Source organism: Pseudomonas sp. NPDC088429, assembly GCF_044753305.1.
GTDB classification, from domain to species: Bacteria; Pseudomonadota; Gammaproteobacteria; order Pseudomonadales; family Pseudomonadaceae; genus Aquipseudomonas; species Aquipseudomonas rustica.
In genome coordinates this window covers 1-17,047 of record NZ_JBIVMX010000082.1, presented here as the reverse complement: position 1 = coordinate 17,047, position 17,047 = coordinate 1, and the positions used below count along the sequence as shown (strand labels likewise).

Sequence of the window (17,047 nt, the reverse complement as noted above, 5' to 3'; positions counted from 1 at the left end):
GGCCAGTTGCAATGGGCGCATATATTTAACCGGGGAGTCCCGGGGAGCGGTTCTCGGGAATGGCCGCAGGATGTGTGATAGGACAAGCATCCGGACCAAATGGTTCAACCTGAATTGTTAAGAGGCGCGCATCATGCCTCAAAATTGCCAGTTCATTGGCGTCAATTCTGTGACAAATATTGAGCCGGGTAAAGGCGTAATGCCAGCACCAATTGTCAGAAATGCGGACTGGTTTGAAATCTTTGCCTTCGTCCGAATCACTGCCCGCTTCCTGTTGCACATCAATGGGTGTCCAAAGACCTCAGAACGTGCATGCTATGCGGCTTTCTATCCTTGTTCCTTACCTGTACAGGATAGTGGCAATTTGCCGATTTACTAGGGGCAGACCCGTGCCAGAGGGCATTTTCAGGATGGATGGCAAGCTTATTTATCTGATGGGGCCGTCCGGTTCAGGCAAGGACAGCCTGATCGAGGCCGCACGCGAACCTTTGCTTGCGATGAATTGCGAGATCATTCGCCGAGTGATTACCCGATCAGCGGAGTCTGTGGGTGAGGACGCGGTCGGCGTTACGCCAGAAGAGTTTGAGCGCCGCCAGCAAGCCGGTGACTTCGCGCTGGCCTGGCACGCTAATGGCCTCGCTTACGGCATTCCAGTAGAAATGGATCGGTGGCTTAAAGAAGGGCGAAACGTCTTGGTGAATGGCTCGCGGGCCAACCTGCGTCAAGCGCAGGAGCTGTATCCAACGCTGGTGCCAGTGCTGTTGACGGTGAGGGATGAAGTGTTGCGTGAACGCTTGCTCAAACGAGGTCGTGAGACCCTTGAGCAAATCGATGCGAGGCTGGCGCGCAATGCGCTGTTCAAAGACCGACGAGCCAGCGACACGCCCGTGAACCTAATCGACAACTCCGGCGATCTGGCGACCGCCGTCAATCAATTGCTGGATGTGCTCAAACTCAACGCAGCACCGGATCAAACTTGATCCTGCGCCCGGCCACCAGCGCCAGCACAAACAACACCGCAAACACGCCGCAGCCGATCAGGGGCAGGGTGACCTGGGTGTCCTCGAACAGCGAAAAATGCAAAACGCCACTCAATAAAGCGAGGATCAGAAATCCTGCAGCTGATTTGGACATGCTGTACTCCTGAAGATATTTCAAAAAACCAGACGTTCGGAAACCTGCGCCGGCAAAGCCTGTTCAGCCTCGCTTACAGCTCTTGGGCCGTAGCTGCCCTGATCGCTCAGCACCGCCAGTTGCGGCTGCTTCTGCACTTGCAGGTAATGTGGCATGCGCTGGGCGACCGTCTCATGACTGTCCGGGGCGAAGTGAAAGCCCACCAAGACCGCCAATGCGATTGCGTTTGCAAGCAAGAGGGTGCTGTTCATGAGACGGACTCCGATTGTTCTTCTATGGAACAGACATAGCAGCCGCCGTGCCAACAGTCTAACCGCTGTTAAGTCCTTTAAAAACAAGCATTTGAGAGGGTTTTTCGCAGCGGTCGGGTTGCAATCTGCAATGATGGCATTTTGTGGTAGTGCAAAATGCACGGTAAAACATCCCGCAGCCTTGCAGGGCGCCTGCCTACACTTAAAAAGCCCTACGGATGACATGACAAATCAGGGCCTGACCGTTAACATGCACGCCGTCCGTCGCGCCGCGTCTGCCCGCGACAACTCAGTGTCTCAGTAGCTCAATTGGATAGAGCATCCCCCTCCTAAGGGGAAGGTTGCAGGTTCGAACCCCGCCTGGGACACCACATTTCAAAGCCCCATTCAGGACAATCCCGGTGGGGCTTTTTTGTGCCTTTCGTATGAGAGTTCCAGCAATGTGGAAATGATCTCGCTGAGTTGGCTTCCTCTTCAGCTTCGCGCTCTGACGAGCACATCAGGAATCTTCAGGCACCCACCCTCAGGGAAGTCCACCCGTTGCCGATAACGTACTCGGTGACTTCAAAGTCGCGTGAAATTCCTTGATAGCATTTTGCCGCCAGCTATCATCGTCGCGCCCGAAAGTGCCCTCACTTCAATTGCCTGGAAATCTTCGATGCTGTCGTATCACCAAAAGCGTTTTCTGATCGTCGATGATTTCTCGGATTTTCGCAGTTCGGTTCGCTCGATGCTGCGTGAGCTTGGGGTCAAGGACGTCGACACGGCGGACACCGGTGAGCAGGCGCTGAAGATGTGTGCGCAGAAATCCTACGATTTCATCCTGCAGGATTTCCATCTCGGCGACGGCAAGAAGAACGGCCAGCAGGTGCTTGAAGACCTGATGCTGGAAAAGCTCATCAGCCATGAAGCGGTGTTCGTCATGGTCACCGCCGAGACCAGTCAGGCGATGGTGCTCAGTGCGTTGGAGCATGAGCCGGATGCGTATTTGACCAAGCCGTTCAACCGTTCGGGTCTGGCGCAGCGACTGGAGCGTCTGGAGCAGCGCAAGACTTTGCTCAAACCGATTTTGCAGGCCCTCGACCGTGGCAAACCGGTCGAGGTGCTTAACGCCTGCATCGCGTTGTGCAAGCAGGACATCCGCTATTCGCCGTTGTGCCTGCGTTACCGCGCCGATGCGCTGCGCGATCTCAATCAGAACGAAGCGCTGGAGCGCCTCTACGACGGCATCATTGCTGATCGACCATTGCCGTGGGCGTTTGCCGGGTTGGGCAAGTTGTTGTTCAAGCGCGGGCAGATTGCCCAGGCCAAAGGCGTTTACGAAAAAGCCCTGAAGGTGTTTCCGATGATGCCGTCGCTGTATGACGGCATGGCCGACGTGCTGGTGGCTGAGGGTGACACCAAGGGCGCGCAACGGGTGCTGGAAGAGGCGATTCGCTTGTCGCCGCTGGCGGTGCGTCGACAGGCGTTGCTCGGCAAACTGGCGATGACCAACGAAGATTTTGACACCGCCTCGCGGGCTTATCGGCAGGCCGTGGCGCAGGGCGCACAGTCGCGTTTCAAGGATGCGGAAAGCAATCTCGGTCTGGCCCACGCATTGATCAGCAAGGGCAGCGAGCGCGGTCTCGATACGCGCACGCGGCTGGAGATCAATACCACGCTCAGCGCCGTGGCCAAGGAAAACCCGAGCGACCCGGGCCTGCAGATTCGTGCGCGTTTGATGAAGGCCACCAGCCTGTTGCTCAACGATGCCGAAACCGCCGACAAACTCACTGAACAAGCAATGTTGCGCCTCGACGGCATGGAGCAATTCATGAGTCCTGAGGCCGCGTTGTTGGTGGCCAAGCAACTGCAAATGCTCGGTCAGGCCGAGGCGGGTACTTCGATGCTGAAGAGCTGCGCGGAGATTTACGGCGATGATCCGGCGGTGATGAAAGACATCGCCAAGCTCACCGATGACCCGACTATCCTCAGTTCGAGCAACGCCGCTGCCGACCTCAACCGTCAGGGTGTGCGCGTGTACAAGACCGGCAATCTGGTGGAGGCCCGCGAGGTGTTTCGCAAGGCGCTGAAGCTGCAGCCGAAGAACATCAGTATTGCGCTGAACATGGCGCAATCGCTGCTGCACGGAACCGACACGTCGGTGCCGTCGGCGGAGCTGGAAGAATGTCGGGCCTGCCTGAAAATGGTCGGCCTGATGCCCGACACCGACGCGCGTCATGCGCGTTATCAGAAGCTGAAAAGCAAGGCGTTTGGCGAATGAATCACGACGAGCAAACACTGGATTTTTCCACGGTGATCGCCTCCACCGTTCACGACATGAAGAACTCGCTGGCCATGCTCATGCAGGCCCACAGCCAATGGCTGGCGCGGTTGCCGCCAGAGCAGCGCGAGGGTTCTGAGCAGGGCGTGATCGACTTCGAGTTCGCTCACCTCAACGGCATGCTCGTGCAGTTGCTCGGGCTGTATAAGCTCGGCGTGAATCAGATGCCGTTGCAGCCGGCGTATCACGAACTCGACGACTTCATCGAGGCGCAACTGGCGGCACATCAAGAAGTGTTTGCCAGTCGCGGGATCATCGCCACCTATGAAATTGATCCGCTGTGTCCGCTGGGTTTCTTCGACCGTGAACTGATTGCTTCGGTGCTCGGCAACTGCATCAACAATGCGATCCGCTATGCCCGCGAGTCGTTGCTGATTACTGTCAGCGACGAGGCGGGGCAGTTGGTGCTGACCATCAATGATGATGGCGACGGGTATCCGGCCGAGATGCTCGAGCGTCAGGCCGATTACGTGCAGGGCATCAATCACAGCAGCGGCAGCACGGGGCTTGGCCTCTATTTCGCCCAACGTATTGCAGCGTTGCATCAGCGCAACGGCGTCGAAGGACGCACCGAAATCAGCAACGGCGGCCCGCTCGGTGGCGGCCTCTTCAGCCTCTTCCTCCCCTGAGACGTTCGACTGATCGTGACGGCAGCGTTCTCCCCGTGTAGGAGCTGCCGAAGGCTGCGATCTTTTGATCTTGTTTCTAACGGCAACATCAAAAGATCGCAGCCTTCGGCAGCTCCTACACGGGGGATTCGCGTTGTTTGGTTTTTTTGTTTTGACGCTGCTTGATATTCCGAACAGCCGCAGCCTATTTTGTCCGGGTCGCCGTTCGCGGCTCGCACAACAACAAGGATTGCGTCATGACAACCGATGGCCAGCGCTCACTCGCACAGCGATTGACGGGCATTGATGAGATTGAATGTGTCACGCCGGATTTGAACGGCGTGCCGCGAGGCAAGGTGATGACCGCCGAGGGGTTCCTCGAAGGGCGGCGTTTGCAGATGGCGCGGGGTGTGCTGCTGCAATGCATCATGGGCGGTTACCCGGCGGCGAAGTTTTACGGCAGCGATGACGGTGACCTGGCGCTGGTGGCCGAACCGAGCATGATTCATCCGTTGCCGTGGAGCGACGAGCCGCGCGCATGGGCGATCTGCGATGCCGATGAGCTGACCGGCGAAAGCTCCAACCTGTCGACCCGTGGCCAGTTGAAGAAAGTCATCGCCCGGTATGCGGCGTTGGGCCTGGCGCCGGTGGTGGCGACCGAGCTGGAATTCTTTGTCTTCGCACCCAATACCGATCCGAATCAACCGTTCCGCCCACCCGTTGGTCTCGACGGTCGCCGCGAGGATGGGCAGTCGGCGTTCAGCGTCAGTTCCAACAACGGTCTGCGGCCGTTCTTCAACGAAGTCTATAAATGCATGGCGGCCCTCGGTTTGCCGCGCGACACCTTTATGCATGAAATGGGCGTCAGCCAGTTTGAGATCAACCTGCTGCACGGTGATCCGCTGTTGCTGGCCGACCAGACCTTCCTGTTCAAACACTTGCTCAAAGAAGTCGCGCTCAAGCACGGGCTGACCGTGGTGTGCATGGCCAAACCGCTGGCGCACACGCCGGGCAGTTCGATGCACATTCACCAGAGCATCGTCGAGATCGGCAGCGGCAAAAATGTATTCAGCGACGAGAAGGGCCAGCCGACCGCAATGTTCCGCCACTTCATCGGCGGACAGCAGGCGGGCATGGCTGAATTCACCGCGCTGTTTGCGCCCAACGTGAACTCCTATCAGCGTCTGTGTCATCCATTCGCGTCGCCGAACAATGCCTGCTGGTCACACGACAATCGCGCCGCCGGCTTACGGATTCCCGCCAGCTCGCCGGTGGCCCGTCGCGTCGAAAACCGTTTGCCGGGCGCCGACGCCAATCCGTATCTGGCAATCGCCGCCAGCCTGGCCGCGGGCTTGCATGGCATCGAGCATGAGCTGGAACCGACCGAAGCAATTCAGGGTGAATTCGAAGTCCCGGACAATCTGTCGCTGCCGTGTACCTTGCATGCCGCACTCGAACGTCTGAAACGTAGCCAATTGGCCATGGAACTGTTCGGCAAGGAGTTCATCGAAGGCTACATCGCTTCGAAGACCATGGAGTTGACGAGTTTCTTTGATGAAATTACCCCCTGGGAACGACGTGTTCTAGCAGCCCAGGCCTGACGAACTGTCGCCACCGGGCTATCGTTTGATAGCCCGGACTCACTGCAAGGAGCCGCTCGGAACGCCGATGCGCCAAATCTGGAAATCCTTTCGAGCGCTGTATTTCGCCTCGCTGATGATGTTGATCGGCTCGGGCCTTTTGTCTACTTATCTGGCTTTGCGCCTGGCCGCCGACAATGTCGACGGGCTGTGGGTCGGTGCGCTGATGGCCTGCAACTATTTTGGTCTGGTGCTGGGCGGCAAGATCGGTCACCGCTTGATCGCGCGTGTTGGGCATATTCGGGCGTATTCGGCGTGTGCCGGGATCGTCGGTGCGGCGGTGCTCGGGCATGGTCTGGTGGACTGGCTGCCGGCGTGGCTGGTGCTGCGGACGATTGTCGGTCTGGGCATGATGTGCCAATACATGGTGATCGAGAGCTGGCTCAACGAGCAGGCCGACGCCAATCAGCGCGGGCTGGTGTTCAGCGGATACATGATCGCTTCGTATCTGGGGCTGGTGTTGGGTCAGTTGATTCTGGTCATGCACCCAGGGTTGGGCCCGGAGCTGTTGATGTTGGTCGCGCTGTGTTTCGCCCTGTGCCTGGTGCCGGTGACGCTGACCCGACGGATTCACCCGGCGCCGCTGCATCCTGCGCCGATGGAACCGCGCTTCTTCATTAAACGTGTGCCGCAGTCGCTGAGTACGGTGCTGGGTGCCGGTTTGATCATCGGTGCGTTTTACGGTCTGGCGCCGTTGTATGCCTCGCAGCAAGGGCTCTCGACCGAGCAGGTCGGTCTGTTCATGGGTAGCTGCATTTTTGCCGGGCTGCTGGTGCAGTGGCCGCTGGGGTGGCTGTCTGACCGTTACGATCGTGCGCTGCTGATTCGCTGCTTTGCCGGGTTCCTCGCGGTGGCGGCGTTGCCGTTGGCGATCATGCCGGAGGTGCCGCTGGAGGTGCTGTTTGTCGTCGGCTTCTTCTGTTCGCTGGTGCAGTTCTGTCTGTATCCGCTGGCGGTGGCGTTTTCCAATGACCACGTTGAAGGCGATCGCCGCGTCTCGCTGACGGCGATGCTGCTGGTGACGTATGGCGTCGGCGCGAGCATCGGGCCGTTGCTGGCAGGCGTGTTAATGAAGTTTCTCGGCAGCCAGAGTCTGTATGCGTTTTTCAGCTTCTTTGCGTTGGTGCTGGTGTGGCGAATTCGCCCGAAAGCCGTGACCAATCTGCACCAGGTTGATGACGCGCCGCTGCATCACGTGGCGATGCCGGACAGCATGTCGAGCTCACCGCTGGTGGCAGCGCTGGATCCGCGGGTGGATGAACAGGTGGTGCAGGATCAGATGCAGACACCGGTCGAGCCTGAGCCGGAAGTGGAGCCTGAATCTGAGACTCCGCCGGAGCCAGTGGTGGAAACAGAGCCGGATGATGGCAGCGATAAACCCACGCCAGACATCAGTGGCGCCAGACCCTGACTCTGACTGCAATATTCACCTGTGGTGAACACAGATTTAATGATGAATGGATAACCCTGTGGTGAGTGAATTCTTGTGGCGAGGGGATTTATCCCCGTTCGGCTGCGCAGCAGTCGTAAAACCATCCAGCTCGGTTCAACAGGAACATTGTGCAGTCAGGATTTGGGGCCGCTTCGCAGCCCAGCGGGGATAAATCCCCTCGCCACAAGTAATTCATACACCACAGATTCTTGGTTGAATTCTCACAGGCGAATAATTCACATAGGTGCAAAACCCTAAAGGGAAACACTTAACCTGTGGCGAGGGGATTTATCCCCGTTCGGCTGCGCAGCAGTCGCAAAACCATCCAGCTCGGTTCAACAGGAACATTGTGCAGTCAGGATTTGGGGCCGCTTCGCAGCCCAGCGGGGATAAATCCCCTCGCCACAATTAATTCACTCACCACAGATTTTTGATTGAATATCTCTCAGGCACAAAACAGGGCGGTCGGGAAACACTTGACCTGTGGCGAGGGGATTTATCCCCGTTCGGCTGCGCAGCAGTCGTAAAACCATCCAGCTCGGTTCAACAGGAACAATGTGCAGTCAGGATTTGGGGCCGCTTCGCAGCCCAGCGGGGATAAATCCCCTCGCCACAGGGATCTCAGTGTTAATTGGATTTTCGATCAGGCACAAAAAAGGGCAGTCCCGCCCAGGACTGCCCTTTTTTATTTGCCGCTACGAATCACATATCGTCTTTATCGAAACGCCGTGCTTCACGCTGCAGTTGATACACAAAGCGCTCAACGTTACGCGCCGCCTGGCCACTGATGTTGTGGAAGCGCAGACCCGCAAAGGTGATGTTGAGTTTTTCTTCAAAATGCAAATAACGCAGTTCAACCGAAGTCGGCTGATTGCCGAACAGCGGCGGGGCGATCAGGCGGTCGTAGACCTGGCCCAGTTGCAGGCGGTCAGTGATGTCGCCTTCAAAGCGCAGCTTGCAACCGGTGGCGGAGATGTCCAGCAGCTTGCCGTTGATCGGCGCCTTGAGTTTCTCGCCGCCGAGTTCGACGTTGACCAGATCGGTCAGCTTCAACGCGGCGCGGAAGGCGTTGCGGCGCTGGTGGTAAACCACTTCAGTCGGCAGTTCGCCGGTGTAGAAGCGGTCGCCGTCGCGATCGACGATGTCCAGCGTGCCATTGCATTCCCAGGCGATGCGCACGCCTTCATGGAAACCCTCAACCTTGAACGGCTCGCCCGCCAGCAGAAAGCGTTCACCGTCACGTGGCACCATTTCATCGAGGTTAATCGAAGCGGTATCGCGGTCAACCTTGATCAAATAGCTCTGGAAACGCTGGCTGCGCTCGTGAAAGGTGATGATCAGCGGATCATGGCTGTCTTGCAGCTGACGCAGGTTGCTGGAGATTTCCAGAGGTGTGGTGAGCACCTTAGGAGGCTGCGGAGCATCATCCGCGCTGAGGGCGTTGGACACGGTTTATCAATCTCCAGACAAAATATGACGACTAGCCAGCATTTTGCCAGCATGTTTCGCGAGTTGATAGAGCTGGCGCATCAACGACTCATGCCTGGCTGAGCGGACGCGGCATCGCGGGTTTGGCAAACGTGCCGCTGGCGTCATACAACGCTGGCGCTTCGCCCCCGGTGAGGATCTTCAGTTGATTGCTGGTCGCGGCCTGTTGCATGAGGATCGACTGGCCGTTTTTGACGTTGGCCGCCTGGCATTGGGCGATGAGATCGGTCAGGGCATCGCCCTGAGTCAGCAGCTGCTGGCCAACGCTCGATTGCGCGGCCAGTTGCTCAAGACCTTGACGGTCTGGCGTCAGGTTGAGGCTGACGAGGATTTCGCTGCGCTTGCGGCCATGCTGTTCAAGCAGAATGATCAGTGCCTGTTTGGTTGCCAGAATCTCTTCGAGCAGGGGCATGTCGCGACCGTGCAAAGCGAGGGACTCGGTTTGCAATAACTCCAGCAATTGTTGAGCTGGAGCAAAGTCGTCGTTGATCAGTTGCAATAAATTAGTGTCGTGCATGGCTGGCCTTGGGTTTTAAGCGTCCAAAAGCCTCGCGCTGGCAAAAGCCTAGCGCTGGGCTTCGAAGTTGAGCAGTTTGCTGGCTACACGGTTGCTGTCGACTTTATAGCTGCCATCGGCAATCGCGGCTTTCAACTCGGCCACACGGGCTTTGTCGACAGCAGGCTGATCGCGCAGCTTGTCAGTGACCTTCTGCAACTGTTGAGCCTCATTGCTGAGGTGTACCGATTCCCCGCTTTTAGCGGTACTGGCCGTTTCGGCCTGGGTATTCAGCGGCGCGGAAGTGCCGTTTTCGGCGGTTTCCTTGGGCGCGCTGGTACGTGTACTGCCTGTCAGTGACGAGGAGCTGTTCAAACGGCTGAAATCGATGACCATGATAAAAACCTCTGGGAATTTGGACGCTTGCCATGTTTTCGGCCATCTCCTGGAAAACTTTAGGCACATTTAGCAATGAAAGCTGCATGCACCCGCGCGCGTCCTGCTGCGGCACAGTTTAGGGAACAGCCATGGCCAGCGCCAGTTTTCTCCTCGGTGTTTACATGGAAACTTCCACCTGTCCCGGCGCGATGATTTGCGCCTTGATCACCCGTTGCGAATTGAGGTTTTTCACTCGGATCTGTTCTTTCAGTCCGCCGTTGGACAGGGCTTCGCCGGGCATGCGCACGGCGAGTGTGCCGCTGCGCGCGGTGATGACCACTTGATCACCTTTGCGCACGACTTCGGCCTGTTCCAGGTGGACTTGGGTAATCACCTGATCGGCGACCGTTGGTCGGGTTAATTTCTGCCCGATCGCTTCGTCTACCGAGGTCAGAAAACCTTGATTGATCTGACTGACATCGCGCTCGCGCAAGGTCACGTCCTGAGGTTCGATAATCCCGGCGCGCCTGAGTGCTCGGGTGGTGGTGACAATATCGCGAAACAGGCGGACTTGAGCGGGCACGAACACCGTCCAGGGCGAACTGCCTTCACAGCGAACCTTGACCGTCACCCGGCCCAAAGGACGGGGGGTATTCTCCAGCGACGCTGTCAATTCCTTGTCGCACATCGGCATGCGCATACGCGGATCGAGCTGCTTGACTTCGATCTCGTAGCGGCCTTCGGTTTGACTGGTTGCCAAATAGTCTTCTACGGTGAACTCAAGAAAGCCCTGAGTGACGCCGATAAGCATGTCAGGCAAGGTAACCGAATCCGCAATGGCAGGGCTGCCAGCGAGCAAACAGCAGGCGGCAGACACCGCGCAAAGCCCTTTGCGAAGGGGAGAGGTCAGGTGTCGGAAAAATGTCGTTTGAGCGTTCATACGAGTTAAAAAGCAAGCGCCGTGCCGTTTAGCAATGAATGTGCGTCGCAACAACACTTGGCGTTGAGGTAGGAGTCTGGGCATGGCTGGTGTAATGGATTCGGTAAACCAGCGCACGCAACTGGTGGGGCAGAATCGCCTGGAGCTGTTGTTGTTCCGTCTCGACGGTCAGCAGCTCTACGGAATCAACGTGTTCAAGGTGCGGGAAGTGCTGCAATGCCCGTCGCTGACGTTGATGCCCAAGTCCAGTCCTGTCGTGTGCGGGGTGGCAAATATCCGGGGGGCGACCATTCCGATCCTTGATCTGGCGATGGCGACCGGCTCCGGCGCGTTGAAAGACAAGAACAACCCGTTCGTGATCATCACGGAGTACAACACCAAGACCCAGGGTTTCCTGGTGCGCTCGGTGGAGCGCATCGTCAACATGAACTGGGAAGAGATTCATCCACCGCCCAAGGGCACGGGTCGCGATCATTACCTGACCGCTGTGACTCGGGTGGACAATCAGTTAGTCGAAATCATCGATGTCGAGAAAGTGCTGGCGGAAGTTGCGCCGACACCGGAAGCGATTTCGGTGGGCGTGGTCGATGTCGAGACCCAGACCAAAGCGTTGTCGCTGCGGGTGCTGACGGTCGATGACTCGTCAGTGGCGCGCAAGCAGGTGTCGCGTTGTCTGCAAACGGTCGGCGTCGAAGTGGTGGCGCTGAACGACGGCAAACAGGCGCTGGATTACCTGCGCAAGCTGGTCGATGAGGGCAAAAAGCCGGAAGAAGAGTTCCTGATGATGATCTCCGACATCGAGATGCCGGAGATGGACGGATACACTTTGACGGCTGAGATCCGCAGCGACCCACGCATGCAAAAGCTTCATATCATCCTGCATACTTCGTTGTCCGGGGTATTCAATCAGGCGATGGTCAAGAAAGTCGGCGCCGATGACTTTCTGGCCAAATTCCGCCCTGATGACCTGGCATCCCGGGTAGTCGACCGGATCAAAGCAGCAGATATCAGTTAGGAGCGCTTTGCTCCTGGCGGTCAACACGATTTAAGAGGCGGCATCATTGTCTACGGGTAATTTGGATTTCGAACAGTTCCGGGTCTTCCTGGAAAAAGCCTGTGGCATTTTGCTCGGTGAAAACAAGCAGTACCTGGTCTCGAGCCGTCTCAACAAACTGATGGAACAGCAAGGCATCAAATCCCTGGGTGAGCTGGTGCAGCGCATCCAGACCCAGCCGCGCAGCGGTTTGCGCGAGCAGGTGGTTGATGCCATGACGACCAACGAAACCCTGTGGTTTCGTGACACCTATCCGTTTGAAGTCTTGAAGAAAAAAGTCCTGCCCGAAGCGATCAAGGCCAGCCCTAACCAGCGTCTGCGGATCTGGTCGGCGGCGTGCTCGTCGGGTCAGGAACCGTATTCGCTGTCGATGTCGATCGATGAGTTCGAACGCACTAACCTCGGTCAGCTGAAGATGGGCGTGCAGATTGTAGCCACCGATCTGTCCGGCCTGATGCTCAACAACTGCAAGACCGGCGAGTACGACAGCCTGGCCATCGGTCGTGGTTTGTCGCCGGAACGTCTGCAGCGTTACTTCGATCCGAAAGGCCCGGGGCGCTGGGTGATCAAGGCGCCGATCAAAAGCCGCGTCGAGTTCCGCTCGTTCAACCTGCTCGACAGCTATGCCGCGCTGGGCAAGTTCGACATCGTGTTCTGCCGCAACGTGTTGATCTACTTTTCTGCCGAAGTGAAGAAAGACATCCTGCTGCGCATCCACAGCACGCTGAAGCCGGGCGGTTATCTGTTCCTTGGCGCGTCGGAAGCGCTGAACGGTTTGCCGGATCACTATCAGATGGTGCAGTGCAGCCCGGGGATTATTTACCAGGCGAAATGAAGCATGTGCAGAAGAAGGGAGCCCTCAGGGGCTCCTTTTTTTTTGCCGCATGCTTCACGTAGGAGCTGCCGAAGGCTGCGATCTTTTGATTTTGTTTTTTAAGATCAAGATCTAAAGATCGCAGCCTTCGGCAGCTCCTACAGGTGGAGGTGCTCGCAGGGCGAAGCGGCAGAAAAGCGGCATCTGGCGGAAACCGCTTGCCGCTTTTCTGGCATTGCCGCTTTGCCGGCTGCCCGCAAAGCCCCGGTTTACGGGGTTTCTTCTGTTTGGCACGCGGCTTGCTAAAGCTCATGTACGAAAAACCGGTCACCTGAAGGTTCCCGACATGAGCATCAGCTTCGATAAAGCGCTCGGCATTCACGAAAAAGCATTGGGCTTCCGCGCCCAGCGTGCCGAAGTGCTGGCCAACAACATCGCCAACGCCGATACCCCGAACTACAAGGCGCGGGATCTGGACTTCTCGAAAGTGCTCGAAGCACAGACCCAGAAGAACGCCAACGGCACCATCGCCCTGAACATGACCAACAGCCGTCACATCGAAGCTGAAGGCCTGGGCAATGGCGACGAATCGCTGCTGTATCGCACGCCGATGCAACCTTCGATCGACCAGAACACCGTGGATGCGCAACTGGAACAGTCCAACTACGCGGAAAACGCCGTGGGCTTCCAGGCCAGCTTCACGCTGCTCAACAGCAAATTCAAAGGGCTGGTCTCAGCCCTGCGCGGAGAGTAATCCATGTCCCTGTCCAGCGTTTTCAACATTGCCGGCAGCGGCATGAGCGCACAAACCACGCGTCTGAACACCGTGGCGTCGAACATCGCCAACGCCGAAACCGTCTCGTCGAGCATCGACCAGACCTACCGCGCCCGTCACCCGGTGTTCGCCACCATGTTCCAGGGCGGCCAAAACGCTGGCAGCAACTCGCTGTTCCAGAGTCAGGACGCCGCGGGGCAGGGCGTGCAGGTACTCGGTGTGGTCGAAGACCAGAGCAACCTCGAAGCGCGTTACGAGCCGAACCATCCGGCGGCCGACGCCAAAGGCTACGTCTACTACCCGAACGTCAACGTGGTGGAAGAAATGGCTGACATGATTTCCGCGAGCCGTTCGTTCCAGACCAACGCCGAAATGATGAACACCGCCAAAACCATGATGCAGAAGGTACTGACCCTCGGTCAGTAATAAGGGGCGACTGCCATGAGCGTTACCGATACCACCAGCTCCCTGAGCATGAACGACATTCTGGCCAACTCGTCGAAGACGGCCAGCAGCAGCACCTCCGGCGGCATCGCTTCGGCGACCAACAGCGCTACCGGTGGCCAGGCGCTGGGCAAAGATGCGTTCCTGCAATTGCTGGTGACCCAGCTGAAAAACCAGAACCCGCTCGATCCGCAGGACAACAGTGCGTTCGTTGCACAGTTGGCGCAGTTCAGCAGTCTGGAAGGCATCACCACACTGAACAGCACCGTCAGCTCGCTGGCCGGCAACTACAACTCCTCGCAAGCCTTGCAGGCGTCGTCGCTGGTCGGTCGCAACGTGATCGTGCAGACCAACACCGCGCAGCTCGACGACCCAACCAAAGGCCTGACCGGTTCGGTCACCGTGCCTTCGTCGATCGCCGGCGGCACCGTCACCATCACTGACAAGGACGGCAAAGCCGTTCGCACCATCGACCTGGGCAGCCGCGCGGCCGGCGATGCCAGCTTCACTTGGGACGGCAAGGATTCTTCCGGCACCGTGGTGCCGGTCGGTACTTACACCTTCAAGGCCAGCGCACCGATCGATGGCGCCGCAACGGATCTGGCCACTTACCTGCCGGCCACGGTCAACAGCGTGACCATCAGCCAGACCGGCGGCGAGCTGATGCTCAACCTGGCCGGCAAGGGCAGCGTTGCCCTGTCCAAAGTACAAACCATTGGTATATAGAGCCGATTAACCCGGCACAAAGGAGTGGAATATGTCTTTCAATATCGGCCTTAGCGGTCTCTATGCAGCCAACAAACAACTGGACGTGACCGGCAACAACATCGCCAACGTTGCCACCGCCGGTTTCAAATCCTCGCGCGCAGAATTCGAAGACGTCTACTCGGCGACTCGTCTGGGCAGCGGCAGCAAAGTGATTGGTAACGGCGTGCGCCTGGCCAACGTTTCGCAGCAGTTCACCCAGGGTGACATCAGCAACACCGGTAACGTGCTCGACATGGGCATCAACGGTTCGGGCTTCTTCACCATGAGCAACAACGGTTCGGTGTCGTACACCCGTGCCGGTACGTTCAAGGTCGACAACGCCGGTTACATCACCAACACCGACTACACCTCGCGTCTGCAGGGTTACGGTGTGGATGCCAACGGCAAAATTCTCAACGGTGTGTTGACTGACCTGAAAATCGACACGTCGAACCTGGCACCGAAATCGACTTCGTCGGTGACCTCGACCATCAACCTGAACTCGTCGGCACCGGTGATCGTTGATACCGGCGCCAACGCGGTCAAGTTCGATCCATCGAAAGCCGAGACGTACACCAAGTCGTTCAGCACACCGATTTATGACACTCAGGGTAACTCCCACGTCATGGATCAGTATGTGGTGAAGACCAGCGACAACACCTGGAAGGTTTACACCCTGGTTGACGGCCGTAACCCGGACGCGACCGGCAGTGATCCAACCCTGACGGCGCCGACGGCTTCGACGTTGTCGTTCGACAGCTCGGGCAAGTTGACTCAGGTGAGCACACCGAATCCGGCGGATCCTGCAAATCCGATTATCAGCAGCGACTTGACGCTGAGTAACTGGAAGCCAGGCACTGTGACCAATGGTGTGTTTACCCCTAACGGTGCGGCAGCGAACCCGGCGGGTGTGACCATTTCGATGGCCAAGACTACTCAGTACAACGCTGATACTGCGCGTTCGATTCCGACTCAGGATGGTTATGCCACTGGGCAGATCACTAACCTGACGATTGATGGCACCGGTACCTTGTTCGCCAACTTCAGTAACAATCAGAGCAAGGCGATTGGGCAGGTGGCGTTGGCCAGTTTCACTAACGAGCAGGGTTTGCAGGCGGTTGGTGGTACTAGCTGGAAGGAGACGTTTGCTTCGGGTATTCCGGGGTACGATGCGCCGGAGACCGGGACTTTGGGTTCGATCGCGTCGAACTCGCTGGAGGAGTCGAACGTTAACCTGACGAATGAGTTGGTTGATTTGATCAAGGGTCAGAGTAACTATCAGGCGAATGCGAAGACGATTTCTACGCAGAGCACGATTATGCAGACCATTATTCAGATGACCTGATTTTTGGTTTTGCTGTTTGAGAAGGGCCCCTCTTTTTTGAGGGGCTTTTTTTTGGGTTTGGGTTTATATCCGTTGCTGCGGGGGTGGCTGATTATGGTTCCGCCCTTACGGCGGGTCACTTTTGGCAAACGCCCCAAAAGTAACCAAAAGGTCTGTGCCCTGACGTCCGGCCCTCGCTAAGGCTCGGGTTCCTTCGCTCCGGGTTCATCCGGGGGCATCGCCTACGGTTTGCTTCGCTGCACCTCCTCTCGATGCTTTCCCCGTATGAATCCCTCCACTCAGCCTCCCGACGGGCTCTAAGATCAAAATCAAAAGCAGGCGAGCTGACACTCGGCCTAGTGGTGGCGCGGGTTTGATTTCATGTAGGAGCTGCCGAAGGCTGCGATCTTTTGATCTTGCTTTTGTAGGAGCAGAGCTTGCTCGCGAAGGCGGTCTGACAGCCGGCCCGTTTCTGTCAGGTTGAACTCTATTCAAATGTAGGAGCTGCCGAAGGCTGCGATCTTTTGCTGTTGTCACTAGTAGCAAGATCAACAGATCGCAGCCTTCGGCAGCTCCTACAGGGAGTTGGGGCAAAAAAAAGCCCCCAACAAACCAGAGGTCTGTCAGGGGCTTTTTCAATCAGGTGTTTTTCAACACCCGATTTCGCTCAGCTTATTGGCAAGCTTCGCAATCCGGCTCGTCGATCGCGCAGGCTTTTGGCACTGGCGCTGGGCCGGCTGGAGCAGCCAGGACCGAGTCATCACCGTGGTTGCCGCCGCTGGATACAGCGTTCAGCTTGCTGGTGCTGATGGTCGACTTCTCGGTGCTGGTCGCGGCCAGGGCACGGAGGTAGTAAGTGGTTTTCAGGCCACGGTACCAAGCCATGCGGTAGGTCACGTCGAGTTTCTTGCCCGATGCGCCAGCGATGTACAGGTTCAGCGATTGGGCCTGGTCGATCCACTTCTGACGACGGCTGGCCGCGTCAACGATCCACTTGGTGTCCACTTCGAAGGCAGTCGCGTAGAGCTCTTTGAGTTCTTGCGGGATGCGCTCGATTTGCTGAACCGAACCGTCGTAGTACTTCAGGTCGTTGATCATGACCGAGTCCCACAGACCGCGAGCCTTGAGGTCGCGAACCAGGTACGGGTTGATCACGGTGAATTCGCCCGACAGGTTCGATTTCACATAGAGGTTCTGAC

General features: G+C 57.5%; 17 protein-coding genes, 1 tRNA gene and 1 pseudogene. 12 read left to right on the top strand and 7 right to left on the bottom strand.

The window, feature by feature from the left end; translation table 11 throughout:
- Positions 1 to 410 precede the first annotated feature (410 nt).
- Positions 411 to 980 (top strand): phosphonate metabolism protein/1,5-bisphosphokinase (PRPP-forming) PhnN, encoded by a 570-nt coding sequence (phnN, locus tag ACIP66_RS25815; protein ID WP_400651881.1) that lies wholly within the window; start codon positions 411 to 413, stop codon positions 978 to 980.
- Here phnN and ACIP66_RS25810 read toward each other — a convergent pair.
- Complete coding sequence (locus ACIP66_RS25810) at positions 955 to 1,134, bottom strand: PA3371 family protein (protein WP_053122845.1); 180 nt, start codon at positions 1,132 to 1,134, stop codon at positions 955 to 957. The two genes, phnN and ACIP66_RS25810, sit on opposite strands and share 26 nt — an antisense overlap.
- Before the next feature lie 20 nt (positions 1,135 to 1,154).
- Complete coding sequence (locus ACIP66_RS25805; protein ID WP_212548932.1) at positions 1,155 to 1,385, bottom strand: hypothetical protein; 231 nt, start codon at positions 1,383 to 1,385, stop codon at positions 1,155 to 1,157.
- Between the two features lie 294 nt (positions 1,386 to 1,679).
- On the opposite strand from ACIP66_RS25805, the gene ACIP66_RS25800 reads away from it, so the two are divergent.
- From ACIP66_RS25800 to ACIP66_RS25780, 5 genes are all read left to right on the top strand, one after another.
- Positions 1,680 to 1,756: transfer RNA gene (locus ACIP66_RS25800), tRNA-Arg, on the top strand.
- A 287-nt stretch (positions 1,757 to 2,043) separates the two neighbouring features.
- Positions 2,044 to 3,648 (top strand): response regulator, encoded by a 1,605-nt coding sequence (locus tag ACIP66_RS25795; RefSeq protein ID WP_400651874.1) that lies wholly within the window; start codon positions 2,044 to 2,046, stop codon positions 3,646 to 3,648.
- Complete coding sequence (locus ACIP66_RS25790; RefSeq protein ID WP_400651872.1) at positions 3,645 to 4,337, top strand: sensor histidine kinase; 693 nt, start codon at positions 3,645 to 3,647, stop codon at positions 4,335 to 4,337. Before ACIP66_RS25795 ends, ACIP66_RS25790 begins: the two co-directional genes overlap by 4 nt.
- Positions 4,338 to 4,675: 338 nt before the next feature.
- A complete protein-coding gene (locus tag ACIP66_RS25785) occupies positions 4,676 to 5,917 on the top strand; it encodes a glutamine synthetase family protein (RefSeq protein ID WP_212543940.1) in 1,242 nt (413 codons plus the stop codon).
- Between the two features lie 67 nt (positions 5,918 to 5,984).
- The gene (locus tag ACIP66_RS25780) at positions 5,985 to 7,367 is read left to right on the top strand and encodes an MFS transporter (RefSeq protein ID WP_400651870.1); all 1,383 of its coding nucleotides are present in this window, start codon (positions 5,985 to 5,987) and stop codon (positions 7,365 to 7,367) included.
- A 723-nt stretch (positions 7,368 to 8,090) separates the two neighbouring features.
- Here ACIP66_RS25780 and ACIP66_RS25775 read toward each other — a convergent pair.
- The 4 genes from ACIP66_RS25775 to flgA all read right to left on the bottom strand — a co-directional run bounded on the left by ACIP66_RS25775 (position 8,091) and on the right by flgA (position 10,690).
- Entirely contained in the window at positions 8,091 to 8,837 is a 747-nt protein-coding gene (locus tag ACIP66_RS25775) for a flagellar brake protein (RefSeq protein ID WP_212543830.1), read from the bottom strand.
- An 88-nt stretch (positions 8,838 to 8,925) separates the two neighbouring features.
- Positions 8,926 to 9,393, bottom strand: a complete 468-nt coding sequence (locus ACIP66_RS25770; RefSeq protein WP_053122830.1) for a flagella synthesis protein FlgN — start codon at positions 9,391 to 9,393, stop codon at positions 8,926 to 8,928.
- Between the two features lie 48 nt (positions 9,394 to 9,441).
- Positions 9,442 to 9,768 (bottom strand): flagellar biosynthesis anti-sigma factor FlgM, encoded by a 327-nt coding sequence (gene flgM / locus ACIP66_RS25765; RefSeq protein ID WP_053122828.1) that lies wholly within the window; start codon positions 9,766 to 9,768, stop codon positions 9,442 to 9,444.
- 160 nt (positions 9,769 to 9,928) lie between these two features.
- Positions 9,929 to 10,690, bottom strand: coding sequence for a flagellar basal body P-ring formation chaperone FlgA (gene flgA, locus ACIP66_RS25760; protein ID WP_400651879.1), 762 nt, complete (start codon positions 10,688 to 10,690; stop codon positions 9,929 to 9,931).
- A gap of 82 nt (positions 10,691 to 10,772) precedes the next feature.
- Between flgA and ACIP66_RS25755 the strand changes: the two genes are divergently transcribed.
- The 6 genes from ACIP66_RS25755 (at position 10,773) to flgE (ending at position 15,869) form a co-directional block, all read left to right on the top strand.
- Positions 10,773 to 11,705, top strand: coding sequence for a chemotaxis protein CheV (locus ACIP66_RS25755; protein ID WP_159812703.1), 933 nt, complete (start codon positions 10,773 to 10,775; stop codon positions 11,703 to 11,705).
- A 46-nt stretch (positions 11,706 to 11,751) separates the two neighbouring features.
- Positions 11,752 to 12,579, top strand: coding sequence for a protein-glutamate O-methyltransferase CheR (gene cheR, locus ACIP66_RS25750; RefSeq protein WP_053122821.1), 828 nt, complete (start codon positions 11,752 to 11,754; stop codon positions 12,577 to 12,579).
- Positions 12,580 to 12,904: 325 nt separating this feature from the next.
- On the top strand, positions 12,905 to 13,312 hold the full coding sequence (flgB, locus tag ACIP66_RS25745) for a flagellar basal body rod protein FlgB (protein WP_053122819.1): 408 nt from the start codon (positions 12,905 to 12,907) through the stop codon (positions 13,310 to 13,312).
- A 3-nt stretch (positions 13,313 to 13,315) separates the two neighbouring features.
- On the top strand, positions 13,316 to 13,759 hold the full coding sequence (flgC, locus tag ACIP66_RS25740) for a flagellar basal body rod protein FlgC (RefSeq protein ID WP_053122816.1): 444 nt from the start codon (positions 13,316 to 13,318) through the stop codon (positions 13,757 to 13,759).
- A 15-nt stretch (positions 13,760 to 13,774) separates the two neighbouring features.
- Positions 13,775 to 14,503: a flagellar hook assembly protein FlgD gene (flgD, locus tag ACIP66_RS25735; RefSeq protein ID WP_053122813.1), complete on the top strand. Its 729-nt coding sequence runs from the start codon at positions 13,775 to 13,777 to the stop codon at positions 14,501 to 14,503.
- A 31-nt stretch (positions 14,504 to 14,534) separates the two neighbouring features.
- Entirely contained in the window at positions 14,535 to 15,869 is a 1,335-nt protein-coding gene (gene flgE / locus ACIP66_RS25730; RefSeq protein ID WP_159812701.1) for a flagellar hook protein FlgE, read from the top strand.
- Between the two features lie 651 nt (positions 15,870 to 16,520).
- Here flgE and ACIP66_RS25725 read toward each other — a convergent pair.
- A pseudogene (locus ACIP66_RS25725) lies at positions 16,521 to 17,047 on the bottom strand (ribonucleoside-diphosphate reductase subunit alpha); the annotation flags it as partial.

Bases quoted from the DNA above. Each gene is read 5' to 3' on its own strand.
- phnN (WP_400651881.1), top strand. From the start codon at position 411: ATGGATGGCAAGCTTATTTATCTGATGGGGCCGTCCGGTTCAGGCAAG.
- ACIP66_RS25810 (WP_053122845.1), bottom strand. From the start codon at position 1,134: ATGTCCAAATCAGCTGCAGGATTTCTGATCCTCGCTTTATTGAGTGGC.
- ACIP66_RS25805 (WP_212548932.1), bottom strand. From the start codon at position 1,385: ATGAACAGCACCCTCTTGCTTGCAAACGCAATCGCATTGGCGGTCTTG.
- ACIP66_RS25795 (WP_400651874.1), top strand. From the start codon at position 2,044: ATGCTGTCGTATCACCAAAAGCGTTTTCTGATCGTCGATGATTTCTCG.
- ACIP66_RS25790 (WP_400651872.1), top strand. From the start codon at position 3,645: ATGAATCACGACGAGCAAACACTGGATTTTTCCACGGTGATCGCCTCC.
- ACIP66_RS25785 (WP_212543940.1), top strand. From the start codon at position 4,676: ATGACCGCCGAGGGGTTCCTCGAAGGGCGGCGTTTGCAGATGGCGCGG.
- ACIP66_RS25780 (WP_400651870.1), top strand. From the start codon at position 5,985: ATGCGCCAAATCTGGAAATCCTTTCGAGCGCTGTATTTCGCCTCGCTG.
- ACIP66_RS25770 (WP_053122830.1), bottom strand. From the start codon at position 9,393: ATGCACGACACTAATTTATTGCAACTGATCAACGACGACTTTGCTCCA.
- flgM (WP_053122828.1), bottom strand. From the start codon at position 9,768: ATGGTCATCGATTTCAGCCGTTTGAACAGCTCCTCGTCACTGACAGGC.
- flgA (WP_400651879.1), bottom strand. From the start codon at position 10,690: ATGAACGCTCAAACGACATTTTTCCGACACCTGACCTCTCCCCTTCGC.
- ACIP66_RS25755 (WP_159812703.1), top strand. From the start codon at position 10,773: ATGGCTGGTGTAATGGATTCGGTAAACCAGCGCACGCAACTGGTGGGG.
- flgB (WP_053122819.1), top strand. From the start codon at position 12,905: ATGAGCATCAGCTTCGATAAAGCGCTCGGCATTCACGAAAAAGCATTG.
- flgC (WP_053122816.1), top strand. From the start codon at position 13,316: ATGTCCCTGTCCAGCGTTTTCAACATTGCCGGCAGCGGCATGAGCGCA.
- flgD (WP_053122813.1), top strand. From the start codon at position 13,775: ATGAGCGTTACCGATACCACCAGCTCCCTGAGCATGAACGACATTCTG.
- flgE (WP_159812701.1), top strand. From the start codon at position 14,535: ATGTCTTTCAATATCGGCCTTAGCGGTCTCTATGCAGCCAACAAACAA.